Annotated in this window: 13 protein-coding genes; 5 read left to right on the top strand and 8 right to left on the bottom strand. The window is 70.2% G+C overall.

Annotated features, from left to right (window positions below):
- The first annotated feature begins 142 nt into the window (after window positions 1-142).
- The 3 genes from LUX31_RS00870 (at window position 143) to LUX31_RS00860 (ending at window position 2,103) form a co-directional block, all read left to right on the top strand.
- Window positions 143-529, top strand: coding sequence for a DUF6479 family protein (locus LUX31_RS00870; protein ID WP_235472574.1), 387 nt, complete (start codon window positions 143-145; stop codon window positions 527-529).
- 18 nt (window positions 530-547) lie between these two features.
- Entirely contained in the window at window positions 548-1,375 is an 828-nt protein-coding gene (locus LUX31_RS00865) for a methyltransferase domain-containing protein (RefSeq protein ID WP_235472573.1), read from the top strand.
- A gap of 95 nt (window positions 1,376-1,470) precedes the next feature.
- Window positions 1,471-2,103: a DUF6629 family protein gene (locus tag LUX31_RS00860; RefSeq protein WP_235479751.1), complete on the top strand. Its 633-nt coding sequence runs from the start codon at window positions 1,471-1,473 to the stop codon at window positions 2,101-2,103.
- A gap of 214 nt (window positions 2,104-2,317) precedes the next feature.
- Here LUX31_RS00860 and LUX31_RS00855 read toward each other — a convergent pair whose 3' ends face one another.
- Both LUX31_RS00855 and LUX31_RS00850 read right to left on the bottom strand, forming a co-directional pair.
- Window positions 2,318-3,928 (bottom strand): solute symporter family protein, encoded by a 1,611-nt coding sequence (locus LUX31_RS00855; protein ID WP_235472572.1) that lies wholly within the window; start codon window positions 3,926-3,928, stop codon window positions 2,318-2,320.
- Window positions 3,922-4,359 (bottom strand): DUF485 domain-containing protein, encoded by a 438-nt coding sequence (locus tag LUX31_RS00850; protein WP_235472571.1) that lies wholly within the window; start codon window positions 4,357-4,359, stop codon window positions 3,922-3,924. Before LUX31_RS00850 ends, LUX31_RS00855 begins: the two co-directional genes overlap by 7 nt.
- Window positions 4,360-4,769: 410 nt before the next feature.
- On the opposite strand from LUX31_RS00850, the gene LUX31_RS00845 reads away from it, so the two are divergent.
- A complete protein-coding gene (locus LUX31_RS00845; RefSeq protein WP_235472570.1) occupies window positions 4,770-5,093 on the top strand; it encodes a YkvA family protein in 324 nt (107 codons plus the stop codon).
- 84 nt (window positions 5,094-5,177) lie between these two features.
- Here LUX31_RS00845 and LUX31_RS00840 read toward each other — a convergent pair whose 3' ends face one another.
- A complete protein-coding gene (locus LUX31_RS00840) occupies window positions 5,178-6,542 on the bottom strand; it encodes an FAD-dependent oxidoreductase (RefSeq protein ID WP_235472569.1) in 1,365 nt (454 codons plus the stop codon).
- A gap of 253 nt (window positions 6,543-6,795) precedes the next feature.
- On the opposite strand from LUX31_RS00840, the gene LUX31_RS00835 reads away from it, so the two are divergent.
- Window positions 6,796-8,799, top strand: a complete 2,004-nt coding sequence (locus LUX31_RS00835; RefSeq protein ID WP_235472568.1) for a DUF1996 domain-containing protein — start codon at window positions 6,796-6,798, stop codon at window positions 8,797-8,799.
- A gap of 19 nt (window positions 8,800-8,818) precedes the next feature.
- Here the strand turns inward: LUX31_RS00835 and LUX31_RS00830 are convergent, their stop codons facing one another.
- The 5 genes from LUX31_RS00830 to mhpD all read right to left on the bottom strand — a co-directional run bounded on the left by LUX31_RS00830 (window position 8,819) and on the right by mhpD (window position 12,777).
- Entirely contained in the window at window positions 8,819-9,100 is a 282-nt protein-coding gene (locus LUX31_RS00830; protein ID WP_235479750.1) for a zinc-ribbon domain-containing protein, read from the bottom strand.
- Between the two features lie 309 nt (window positions 9,101-9,409).
- Window positions 9,410-9,772 (bottom strand): VOC family protein, encoded by a 363-nt coding sequence (locus LUX31_RS00825; protein ID WP_235472567.1) that lies wholly within the window; start codon window positions 9,770-9,772, stop codon window positions 9,410-9,412.
- Window positions 9,773-9,938: 166 nt separating this feature from the next.
- Window positions 9,939-10,982 (bottom strand): 4-hydroxy-2-oxovalerate aldolase, encoded by a 1,044-nt coding sequence (dmpG, locus tag LUX31_RS00820; RefSeq protein WP_235472566.1) that lies wholly within the window; start codon window positions 10,980-10,982, stop codon window positions 9,939-9,941.
- On the bottom strand, window positions 10,979-11,938 hold the full coding sequence (locus LUX31_RS00815) for an acetaldehyde dehydrogenase (acetylating) (RefSeq protein ID WP_268828097.1): 960 nt from the start codon (window positions 11,936-11,938) through the stop codon (window positions 10,979-10,981). The genes dmpG and LUX31_RS00815 overlap by 4 nt, the downstream gene beginning before the upstream one ends.
- Window positions 11,935-12,777, bottom strand: a complete 843-nt coding sequence (mhpD, locus tag LUX31_RS00810; RefSeq protein WP_235472565.1) for a 2-keto-4-pentenoate hydratase — start codon at window positions 12,775-12,777, stop codon at window positions 11,935-11,937. Before mhpD ends, LUX31_RS00815 begins: the two co-directional genes overlap by 4 nt.
- Window positions 12,778-12,840 lie beyond the last annotated feature (63 nt).

Below are 12,840 nucleotides of genomic sequence, written 5' to 3'. Positions count from 1 at the left end.
AACGGCCCTCGGGACCCGCGGGTGCGGGGGCGCGGCCGGCACGGGGGTCCGGCCGTTTCCCGCGCCCGAGGCATTCACCCCCGTACGCCGGGTTCGGGTGGGCCGCGTGAGTAGCCGACGGTTTCGTGGGCACTCGGCGGCCATGGACACGGCACGAGCAGCAGCAGACACGGGACAGGTACTCGCCGCATCGAGCGACGTACTCAATGTGATCGCCGCCTTCGCCGGTGGCTTGATCGTGGCGGGCCTGCTGATCTGGGCCGTCCGGTTCGGAGTGCGGGTGAAGGACGCGGAGGCGCCCCGGCCAAGGCCGGACGAGCAGCCCAGGCTGCCGGACTCCGGGGCGGTGCACGAGCAGAGCGAGCGGCGCGAACCCAACGAGGTGCCGCACACCTCGGACGAGGACGAGCGCCTCAGGCCGCACAACCTCCACCCCTCCGGCACCAAACGCGGCGAGGACCAGACCCGCCCGCGCTGGTCGCCCGGCAACAGCGGCTCTTTCGGGAGCGGTGGCTCGGGCCGGACCTGACTGCCTAGAGTGGGCCGCATGGGGGAAACATCTGATATCCGGCCCACCTCGGAGTTCCACGCCCGCAACTTCGCCACGGCGGACGTGGACAGGCTCGTTGAGGGCCTGGACGCACAGGACGCGGCCGATGGCGTACGACGACTGCGCGCCTGGGCACAGAACGCGCTCGACCCGCGTCCGGGCGAACACGTGATCGACGTCGGAAGCGGCACGGGAACGCAGACGCTGGCCCTGGCGGCGGCCGTGGCCCCGTCCGGCGACGCGCTGGGCATCGAGGCGAATCCCGTGATGCGCGAGGTCGCCGAGCGGCGGGCGACCGCGGCCGGCAGCCCGGCCCGCTTCCTGGACGGTGACGCGCTAGTCCTCCCGGTGCCCGATGCCACGGTGGACGTGGTCTGGTGCGAGCGGGTCCTGCAACACCTGTCCGAGCCGGACAAGGCCGTCGGGGAGATCGCGCGGGTCCTGCGGCCCGGCGGCCGGGTGGCGCTCATCGACTCCGACTGGGGGACCGCCCTCCTACACCCCGGTGACCCCGACACAGTGGCCGCGCTGACGGCGGGAGTCCTGGCCATGGCGGCCAACCCGTACTCCGGGCGCCGGCTGCTGAGCCAGCTGACCGACGCGGGGCTGGTGGTCGACGACCAGGGCTCGCAGGCGCTGATCCAGGACAGCGGGACGGTGACCTGGCCGCTGGTCCGCATGATGGCCGAGTCGAGCGTACGGAGCGGACTGATGACCGACGCCCAGCGCGACCGCCTGTACGCGGATCTGACCGAGGCGGCGGAGCGGGGCGCGCTGCACATGTCGGTGACGATGTTCGCCGTGGTGGCACACAGGCCCGTCTGACCCGTCTGCCCCGTCGGTGCTCGGCATGCGGCCGGGGCCGGGGCGTGATGCGCTGTGAGGCCGAGGCGTGCGACGACGGACCCTGTGGCGGCGCGATGTGCTGGAGTGCGACGGCGGACCTGGTGGCGGGTGTGGGCATCGCCGCCGTGGGCGTGGCCTGCGTGACGACGGTGACGCGGGCGGGCCGCAGCCGTGATCTGCCGCTGGCCGCCCTGCCGTTGCTCCTGGGCGCCCACCAGATCGTCGAGTCCCTGGTCTGGCGGGCGGACGGCGGAACCGGCCCGGCGACCGTGGCCTGGGCCGTCATCGCCCTCCCGTTGCTGGCCCTCTGGGTACCGGTGGCCGTCCTGTGCGCGGCCCCCAGGAGGGCGAGGGCCCGTCTTCTGCTGCCGCTGGGCGCGGGCATCGTGACGAGCACGGGACTCGCGTACAGCCTGTCGGACCACCATGTGACGGCGGACATCCGGGGCCACACCGTCGGGTACGCCGTTGACCTGTCCCACTCCGGGCTGCTCGTCGCGGGCTATCTGCTCGCGACGGTCGGCTCGCTGCTCCTCTCCGGCGACCGCCGTCTGGTCCTGTTCGGGATGCTGGCCGGCGTGGGCGCGCCGGTGTGCTGGGCACTGTGGCGCCTGGAGTTCGTGTCCACCTGGTGCGCCCTCGCCGCACTCTGCTCCCTGGTCCTGCTGGGCTGGACCAGGGGCCGCGGCCCGCTGCCGGGGCACTGACGTAGGTGAGTTTTCTCGCCCCCGCCGCCCCTACCCGTCCCATCCCTGGGGGCTGCGCCCCCAGACCCCCCTTTGTCCTCAAACGCCGGACGGGCTGACTACCCAGCCCCTCCGGCGTTTGAGGAGCGGGGGTTCGGGGGCGGAGCCCCCGAGGATGGGAACGGGTAGGGGCGGCGGGGGCGAGAATCTCCCCCTGCCACCACACGTGTCCGTGCTATTCGGTGTCGGCTCCGGCGCCGACGAGTGCGCGGACCTCGAACTCCTCGTACGCGGACGTCTCCTGGCGGGGTGCCAGAACCGTGCCCAGCCAGCCCAGGAAGAAGCCCGCCGGGATCGAGACGATGCCGGGGTTCTGCAGCGGGAACCAGGCGAAGTCCGACGACGGGTAGATGGAGGACGGGGTCGACGAGACCACCGGTGAGAACACCACGAGCAGCACCGAGCAGACCAGCCCACCGCACAGACTGAGCAGCGCGCCCCGGGAGTTGAAGCGCCGCCAGAACAGGCTGTACAGGAGCGTGGGCAGCAGAGCGGACGCGGCGATCGCGAAGGCGAGGAAAGCGAGCGTCGAGACGTTGGTCTCCCACGACAGCAGGGCCAGCCCCATCCCCAGCACGCCGATGAGGACCGCGGCCAGCCGGGCCACGCCCAGTTCCTCGGTCTGGGTGGCGCGCCCCTTGCGGATGACCTCGCCGTACAGGTCGTGCGCGAGGGACGAGGCCGCGGCGAGAGTGAGACCGGCCGCGACCGCGAGCAACGTGACGAAGGCGAGGCAGGACAGGAGCGCGGTGAGCACCCCACCGCCGATGGACTGCGCGAGCAGCAGAACGGCCGCGTCGCCCTTCGGGTCGGTGTCGACGATGGAGTCGCGGCCCACCAGGGCGGTCGCGCCCAGACCGAGAATGCCGGCCGCCACACAGACGAAGCCGACCAGACCCGCGGCCCACACGACCGAGGAGCGCAGGACGTTGGTGGAGAGCGGGGCGAGCAGCCGCATCATCACGTGGGGGAGCGCGGCGAGGCCGAGCACGATGGCCAACTGGAGGCTGAGGAAGTCGAGTTTGCTGGTGGTGCTCCCGCCGTAGCGCAGCCCGGGTTCGAGGAACCGCTGGCCGATGCCGCTGTTCTCGGTCGCGGCCTCCAGCAGCGCGTTGACGTTCCAGTCGAAGCGGTGCAGCACCATGACGGCCGTGACGGCGATGCCGGAGACGAGCATCACGGCCTTGACGATCTGGATGAACGTCGCGCCGGGCATACCGCCGAGCGAGGCGTACACGATGACGACGGTGCCGATGACGACGACGCACAGGGTGCGGGTGGTGGAGCCGGGGACACCGGTGAACTGGGTCAACAGGGCGACACTGCCCACGAGTTGTGCCACCAGATAGAGGCAGCAGATGGCCAGGGTGCAGATCGAGAGCGCGAGCCGGACCGACCGTCCGCCCTGCGGCAGTCGCAGCGCCAGCGTGTCCCCGAGGGTGAACTTGCCCGAGTTGCGCAGCGGTTCGGCGATCACCAGGAGCACCATCATCCAGGCGACCGTCGTGCCGCACAGATACAGCAGCCCGTCGTAGCCGGTGAGCGCGACCAGCCCGGTACTGCCCAGCAGGGTCGCCGCCGAGAGATAGTCCCCGCACATCGCAAGCCCGTTGCGCAGCGGCGACATCTCCCGGTTGCCGAGATAGAACTCGCCGACCTCGTCGCGCTGCGGGGCGGTCAGCAGCGCGGCGAACAACGTCACCACGACCACCGACAGGAACAGCACGAAGGTCAACTGCCGGCTGAACGGATCGACAACACCGGCGGCGATGGTCGTCGTCACCACGTACGGAACTCCCTCTTGCTCTGCGGGCGGGGACCGGCCTGCTCGGCCGGACGGCGCTGTCCGGGCAGACGCTGCTGCTCCAACTGGGAGCGCAGCCCCCGGGCGACCGGATCGAAGTGGGTGCGCATGCGCCGTACATAGAGCCAGGCGGTCACCCCCATCACCACGAACTGCCCCACTCCGAGGGCCAGCCCGAGCGTCAGGTGTCCGACGAGTGGCTGATTCATGAATCCTGGTGCGAAGCTCGACAAAAGGACATAGAGCAGGAATCCGCCGACGGCGAGCGCCGTCGATACGGCAGCGAAGCGGCGGTAGTCGTTCCGCAACGACTGGAATTCGGGACGGCCGTGTATCGCCTGCCCGGGTGTGGGTTCGGTGTACGTCGGGCTGTATGCGGGCGACTCGTCGGGCCGTGTGAAATAATTGGACATAAACGCACCTTCTTTGCTGCTTTATGTCGGTCCGGACCCGCGCTCACGTGCGAAAATGGTGGGGGAATCGTGAATCCGGACGTTTCGGGGGGCGAATTCCGATACAGAGCCCCCCAAGGGGGTGGCGGGTTGGGAAGCGGATTATGACAGCGCTGCTCCGGAACAATCAACTCTCTGTGAATTACTCTTGGGTACTGGCTCGTTCGCGTTCTTCGTGATCGCTTTGCCACCCGATGCAACCTGCGGAAATCTTCTGCGGCGCAATAAGGTCCGTACCATTCCCTTCCTGCGGCTTGTCTCGAATGTGCCGTGCCCGGGAGTGACGGAGACTGCGGTGTGGAGACACCGTGAAGGGGAAGTCGAACGGTGAGAAGGACGGAGCGGGGCGAGCGCGGAATGGCGGAGGATCGATGGATTCCACCACGACAGTGATCCTGGTCGTCGCGGTCCTGGCGGCGGCCGTGCTGGCCGTGGCGGGCACCGTGCTGGTACGGCTGGTCCGCACTCGCCGGGAGCTGCGCCGCGCGGGCCTGCCGACGGGCCCGCGCTGGATCTTCTGGGGCGCGGTCGCCTACCTGGTTCTCCCGACCGACCTCGTGCCCGACCCTGTCTACCTGGACGACATCGGCGTACTCCTGCTGGCCCTGCGCTCCATGCGCGCACAGGCGCGCGAACTCGACGCCGGCCCGTCGCCGGAATCCGCCCCGACCGGCCGCGCCGGCAAAACGCGGTGAGGAACGGGAAAGGCCCGGCTCGCGGTGTCCCGCGAGCCGAGCCCTGTGGTTCCTGGTCTTTCCTGGTTGTTCCCGGGGTGCCGCTTACGCCTCGCTGGCCCGGAGCATGTCCTCGCGCTCGACGATCTTGATGCGCTCGCGGCCATCGGGCTCGCCCAGGGCCTTCTCCGCGGCGTCCAGCTTGTACCAGCCCTCCCAGGTGGTGAAGCGGACGTTCCGCTCGCCGAGGAACGCGTCCACGGCCTCCGGGTCGGGTGAGACGGGCGTGCGGAGACGGCCGTTCGCGTGGTCGTCCAGCAGATTGGCGACGGTCTCGTTGGCGTCGCCCTTCGTGTGCCCGATCAGCCCCACGGGGCCGCGCCGGATCCAGCCGGTGACGTATGTCGACGCGAGGTGCTCGCCGGTCTCCTCGATGACCCGGCCGCCCTCGTCGGGGACGGTGCCCGACTCGACGTCCCAGGGCAGCTTGGGCAGCTTGTCGGAGAGGTAGCCCACCGCGCGGTAGACCGCGCCGAGGTCCCAGTCCTTGAACTCGCCGGTGCCCTTGACGTTGCCGGTGCCGTCGAGAGCGGTGCGCTCGGTGCGCAGGCCGACGACCTTGCCGTCCTCGCCGAGGATCTCGGTGGGCGACTCGAAGAAGTGCAGGAACAATTTGTGCGGGCGGTCGCCGATGTCGCGGATCGCCCAGTTCTCCAGCGTCTTGGCGACCATGTCGGCCTGCTTGTTGCCACGCCGGGTCGCGATCGAGCCGTCGTCGTAGTCGATGTCCTCGGGGTCGACGATGACCTCGATGTTGGGGGAGTGGTCCAGCTCGCGCAGCTCCATCGGGGAGAACTTCGCCTGCGCCGGGCCACGGCGGCCGAAGACGTGGACCTCCAGCGCCTTGTTGGCCTTCAGCCCCTCGTACACGTTCGCCGGGATCTCGGTCGGCAGCAGCTCGTCCGCCGTCTTCGCCAGCACCCGCGCCACGTCGAGCGCGACGTTGCCGACACCGAGGACCGCGACCTTCTCCGCGTCGAGCGGCCACGTGCGCGGCACGTCCGGGTGGCCGTCGTACCAGGAGACGAAGTCCGCGGCGCCGTACGAGCCGTCCAGCTCGACGCCCGGTATGTCGAGCGCCCGGTCGGCCGTGGCCCCGGTCGAGAAGATCACCGCGTCGTAGAAGGCACGCAGATCGTCGAGGTTGATGTCGCCCGGGTAGTCGACGTTGCCGAAGAGGCGGATCTGCGGCTTGTCGAGCACCTGGTGCAGGGCGGTGACGATGCCCTTGATGCGGGGGTGGTCGGGGGCGACGCCGTACCGGATCAGACCGAAGGGGGCGGGCATCCGCTCGAAGAGGTCGATGGACACGCCGGGCTCCACGGCCACTGCGGACTTGAGCAACGCGTCGGCGGCGTAGATCCCGGCCGGGCCGGCTCCGACAATGGCCACCCGCAGAGGGCGAGGCATGATCAGGTTCCCTTCGAACGATGAGTAAGAGATCTTCGAAGGAAGCCTAAACTAAGGCAAGCCTAAGCTGGTACGGGGGTCCGGGTTATGGGCTCATAAGGCGGACTTATGGGGCTTGGGGGACCGCTGCTCACCCAGGCTCTCTTAGAGGTTTCTATGAATCTGTGGGGCGCTTGAACGCCCGGGGGGCCGGCTGCGTATGGCACTGGGGGCATTTCCATGTCGATCCGGCCATGCAGTGCAGGAGTACTCCGTGGGACGCAACACACGCAGACGCCCAACAGGTCCACGCCGCGCCACCTTTGCGGCGGTCGCGCTGATGCTGGGCGGAGGTGGACTGGTGGCGGCGAACGTCTACGCCTCGGCCACCGAAGGCGGCACGGGCGGTGACTCGGCCCAGCAGACGCTGTATTCGGGAGCCGCCACGATCGACTGCCCCGATGTCGGCGACCAGTTGGCGGCCGTACCGGACGAGGCGCGGTCGGAGGTCGACAAGGAGCTCGCCGCCCTGGACCAGCAGACCGCCGAGGCCTACCAGCGCCTGCAGAACTCGACGCAGGCCATGCAGCAGGACAGCGGCTTCGCCGACTCCGCGATCATGAACCCGCTGAAGGAGAAGCGAACCGCGACCATCGAACGGATCGCGATCGCCATCGACCGGGTGGGAGACCGCCCCGAGGGGCTAGAAGCCCTGGCCGCCTGCACGCTCCGGGACTCCGGCAACCAGACCGAGGGGGAATGGCAGGGCGGGGAAGGCCAGGACGGTCAGGACGGCCAGGAACAGGGCGACGACCAGAGCGGCGATCAGGACGGCGAGGACGGCCAGCAGGAGGGCGACGGCAATGGCGGTCAAGCCGGAAACGGTCCGGTCGCCGACGACTTCGCGGACATCACCACCGTCCAGCCCACCGCGCAGAGCGCGCAGGAGCAGAGCGACGCCTCCCGTGGCACCTTCACCACCAGCTGCGGAGTGAACGCCAACGGGCTGTTCAACTCGGACAACGTCATCGTGGCCCCCGGTGTCTCCAACGGCGCACACCACTTCCACGACTACGTCGGCAACCAGTCCAACAACGCGTTCGCGAGCGACGAGGACCTGGCCGCCGCACAGACCACCTGTGAGGACCAGGGCGACAAGTCCTCCTACTTCTGGCCCGTCCTGCGCCTGCAGAACGGAACGCAGGAGCAGGACGCCAACTCTCCCGGCGGCGGCATCGAGGGCAACGCCGGTGAGATCGTCACGCCCAAGCAGGTCACGATGACGTTCGTGGGCAGCCCGCGCGGCGAGGTCGTGGCCATGCCCCGGCTGCTGCGCATCATCACCGGCGACGCCAAGGCGTTCGTCAACGGCACCGCCAACGCGAACGCCTCCTGGAGCTGCACCGGCTTCGAGGACCGGCAGCTCAAGGACAAGTACCCGCTCTGCCCGCGCGGCAGCGACGTGGTGCGCACCTTCAAGTTCCAGAGCTGCTGGGACGGCACGAACATCGACAGCGCCAACCACCGCGCCCACGTGGCGTTCGCCGACGCGGCCGGAAACTGCCCGACCGGATTCAAGGCCATCCCGCAGCTGGTGCAGCGCATCGTGTACGACGTCGACGCGCCGAGCCTGCGGGACGGCGGCCGTACGACCCCGTTGTTCGCGGTCGACTCCTTCCCCGAGCAGTTGCACAAGCCGGTCACGGACCACGGCGACTTCATCAACGTCTTCGACGAGAACCTGATGCGGGAGATGGTCGACTGCATCAACGCCGGACGGCAGTGCGAGGCCGGTGCCCCGAACGGCGAGGACCCGGAGAACAGCCCGTCACCGACGCCCGACCCGCCGGCCGAGGAGACCGACGAGCCGGCCCCGGACCCCACGGACACCCCGGGTGAGGACGAGACGGCGGAGCCTTCACCGTCCCCGACCGTGAGCACACAGGCCCCGGACCAGGCGAGCGCCACTCCCACGCCCACTCCGACGAAGGAGCCCGCCGAGGCGGAAGCGGAGCCCAAGGCCTACACGTCACCGCCGGCCACCCAGCGGGCCGAGTCGGAGGTGTCGCCGACGGACGACGGTGGTGCTGGCGAGGTCGGCAGTGCGGCGACCGCCGACGAGGGCACCGGCGACGATGCCGTCGCGCAGCCCGCGCCGCAGGCGGTCACCGGTGATCTCGCCGACACGGGAGCCCAGTTGTGGCCGGCCGCGGTCGGAGCGGTTCTCCTGATCGCCGGCTTCCTGATGCTGCGCCGCGTCAGGAAGGCGTCGCGATGACGACCGTGGGCGCCTCCGCTCAGGGGCGGTAGGACTGCTGCTGGGGCGGCGTGTTCGTCGGGCCACCGACGGCGCCGCCCTGCAGCTGTTCCGCCTGCTCCTTGGTCACCTTCTGCTCGGCACCGCAGAAGGTGCACTGCGTCTGGTACTTCGTGGAGAAAGGGAACAGGGGCACGAAGAACAGGGTGAACTTCGTGACGCGTTTCCTGAGGGTGTGTGCGGAGGGATTGCCGCACTGCCCGCACACCAGCGTCAGTATCGCGAGCTGGTAGAGGTACCCCTTGGTGCCGAAGATGATCATTTCGCAGGTGTCCCGTCGTCGGTGCGTCTGTCGTCGGTCGACGGTATCCTCCGGCATCCGGGCCGCTCCAGCAGCGCGTGTCCCCTGTGTTCCGCCTATGCCTTGAGAAGTGCCGCGGTGAGTTCGTCGGGGCGGGTGAACTGGGCCTCGTGGGTGCCCGCGTACTCGATGACGGCGGCTGAGGAAGTGAGGTCTGCCGTGACGATCACGCAGGAACGTGCCGCGTTGGAGAGGTTCTACGCCGACTTCGAGGCCACGCACCTGACACCGCTGTGGACCCACCTCGGTGAGGAGCGCGGCGCGGCAGGGCTACTGGCCCTCGGGCGGCTGGTGCAGTCCGAAGGCGGAGCCCTGGTCGTCGCGGCACAGCTTGAACCGGCCGAACCGGGCGACCGACTCCTCATCCCCTTCCTCGCCCATGTCCTCGACGGTGCCGCCCAGTTCCCGCAGTCTGGTGACCGCGGCGTCCAGGTCGTCGACGCGGAAGAACAGGTAGGGGGAGGCATCGGCGTCGCCGCCGTGCATGCCGCCCGGCAGTCCGCCGGTGGCGATGGAGAAACCGTGTCCGGAAGGGCCAGGTTCGAATGACCAGCCGAAGAGGGCTCCGTAGAAGGCCCGCCCGCGCTCGGGGTCGGCCACGCCGAGTTCGAAGAAGCTGGGCTCGCTCGCCATGTCACGCTCCTCTCCATGGTCCATGGAGCACATGCGCCCGCCACGAGCACCGTACGCGGGCTACGGTGGCGCCGCGACTTCGTACGCTGCCGAACCGGCTTGCCCGGACGCCCGCCGGCTCACCGTCGGCGGTGAGCCGGGCAAGATCGTCGTCTTGCGCCCGGGGTCAGGTCGCGCTCCGGGTGTCGGCGGTGAGGTCGAGTGCGATGTCGGTGATCATGTCCTCCTGGCCGCCCACCATGCCGCGTCGGCCCGCCTCGACGAGGATGGCGCGGGTGTCGAGACCGTGGCGGGTGGCGGCGATCTCGGCGTGGCGCAGGAAGCTGGAGTACACGCCCGCGTAGCCGAGGGTGAGGGTTTCGCGGTCGACCCGTACCTCGCGGTCCTGCAAGGGGCGTACGAGATCGTCGGCGGCGTCCATGAGCGGGAACAGGTCGCAGGCGTGGTCCCAGCCCATCAGGTCGGCGACCGCGACGAAGGCCTCCAACGGGCAGTTGCCCGCCCCCGCGCCCTGCCCGGCGAGCGAGGCGTCGACCCGCACTGCGCCGCTCTCCACGGCGACGACCGTGTTGGCCACGCCCAGGGCGAGGTTGTGGTGGGCGTGGATGCCCAACTCCGTTGCCGGGTCGAGGACTTCGCGGTAGGCGCGGAAGCGGTCGCGGACGTCGTCCATCGTGAGCCGGCCGCCGGAGTCGGTGACGTACACGCAGTGGGCGCCGTACGACTCCATCAGCTTGGCCTGGCGGGCGAGTTCGGCCGGTTCCGCCATGTGGGACATCATCAGGAACCCGGCGACGTCCATGCCCAACTCCCGTGCCGCGGCGATGTGCTGGGCGGAGATGTCGGCCTCGGTGCAGTGGGTGGCGATCCGGACGCTGCGGATGCCGAGGGCGTGGGCCCGCCTGAGATCGTGGAGCGTGCCGATGCCGGGCAGCAGCAGGGTCGTGGGCACCGCGTGCACGGTGGCGTCCACCACGGCCTCGATCCACTCCCAGTCGGTGTGGGCGCCGACGCCGTAGTTGATGCTGGAGCCGGCCAGACCGTCGCCGTGGGCGATCTCGATCGCCGCGACGCCCGCCGAGTCCAGGGCGGCGGCGATCGCGCGGGCCTGGCCGACGGTGTAGCGGTGCCGGATGGCGTGCATACCGTCCCGCAGGGTGACGTCCTGGACGTACAGACGGGTGGTCGTCGTGGTTGGCGTGCTGCTCATCGGGCGGCCCCTTCGGTGGCGCCTTGTGCGGTCAGGCGTTGTGCGGTGATGCGTTGGGCGGTGCGCAGCGCGGCCGAGGTCATGATGTCGAGGTTTCCGGCGTAGGCCGGGAGGTAGTGGGCGGCGCCCTCGACCTCCAGGAAGACCGACACCTTCAGCGTGTCGGCCGTGCCCGGGGCGAGGGTGCGCAGGGGGTCGTCGGCGGCGACCCGCTCGTACTGCACCTTCTGCTTGAGCCGGTAGCCGGGCACGTACGCCTGGACCTGGCCGACCATCTCCTCCACGGACGCCGTGACGGCCTCGGTGGCGCAGTCGGAGACCAGGCAATGCACGGTGTCCCGCATGATCAGCGGGGGTTCGGCCGGGTTGAGGACGATGATCGCCTTGCCGCGGGCGGCCCCGCCGACCTTCTCGATCGCGGCGGAGGTGGTCTCGGTGAACTCGTCGATGTTGGCGCGGGTGCCGGGACCGGCCGAGCGGGAGGCGATGGAGGCGACGATCTCGCCGTAGTGGACCGGGGTGACCGCGCCCACGGCGGCGACGATCGGGATGGTGGCCTGGCCGCCGCAGGTGACCATGTTGACGTTCGGCGCGTCCAGGTGGGCGTCGCCGTTGACGGGCGGGACCACATACGGGCCCAGGGCGGCCGGGGTGAGGTCGACGAGGGTGCGGCCCAGCGGGCGCAGTACCGCGTCGTGGTGCCGGTGGGCCCCGGCGGAGGTGGCGTCGAAGACGATCTCCACGTCGGCGAACTCGTCCAGGGCGACGAGCCCCTCGACACCCTTGTGGGTGGTGGCCACCTTCAGGCGGCGGGCGCGGGCCAGTCCGTCGGAGTCGGGATCGATGCCGGCCATGGCGGCGATCTCCAGGGTCTCCGACAGCCGCAGCACCTTGATCATGAGGTCGGTGCCGATGTTGCCCGAGCCGATGACGGCCACCTTGGTCTTGCCGCTCACTGGTCGTCTCCCTCGGTGTCCGAGGCGAAGGCGGCCCGTACCGAGCCCAGGCCCGAGATACGGGCCTCGAACACATCACCGGCGGCCGCGGGCGCCATCGGGCCCAGGGCCCCGGTCAGCACCAGGTCGCCGGCGCGCAGCGGGTCGCCGCGCTCGGCGAGCGCCGAGGCCAGCCACACCGCCGCGTTGAGCGGGCTGCCGAGACAGTCGGCGCCGGTGCCCTCGGAGACGGTCTCGCCGTTCCGGGTCATGGTCATCGTCACGGCGCGCAGGTCCACGGCGGTGAGGGGGACGGGGGTGGCGCCGAGGACGTACAGCCCGCAGGAGGCGTTGTCGGCGACCGTGTCGAGGAGGGAGATGTCCCAGTCCCGCACCCGGCTGTCCACGATCTCCAGCGCGGGCAGCGCGAAGTCGACCGCCCGCAGCACGTCGACGACCGTGCACTCCGGGTGCGGCAGATCGCGCCCGAGCACCAGGGCGACCTCCGCCTCCACCTTGGGCTGCAGCAGCCGCCCGGCGGGCACCGTGCCGCCGTCGGGCACGGCCATGTCGGCGAACAGCGCGCCGAAGTCGGGCTGGTCCACGCCGAGTTGGCGCTGTACGGCGACCGAGGTCAGGCCGATCTTCCGGCCGACGATCCGGCGTCCGGCGTCCGAGCCGCGCCGGACGTTCAGCTGCTGCACGGCGTAGGCGGTCCGCAGATCGGCGCCCTCCTCGAACAGATCACGGACGGGCGGACAGGGGACGCCGGTACGGGTGGCCTCCGCCAGCAGATCGGCGGCCTTGAGCACGGCCGGTGACACGGGGTCCGGGTGGACACCGTCGGGAACGGTCGACATGGGTTGCCTCCAGGGTTCCAAGAGGGGTGGGGAAGCGGCGGTTCGATACCGATATAGACAGCG

The organism is Streptomyces sp. GQFP, from assembly GCF_021545335.1.
Classification (GTDB): Bacteria; Actinomycetota; Actinomycetes; order Streptomycetales; family Streptomycetaceae; genus Streptomyces.
This window is presented reverse-complemented; position numbering and strand designations above follow the sequence as displayed.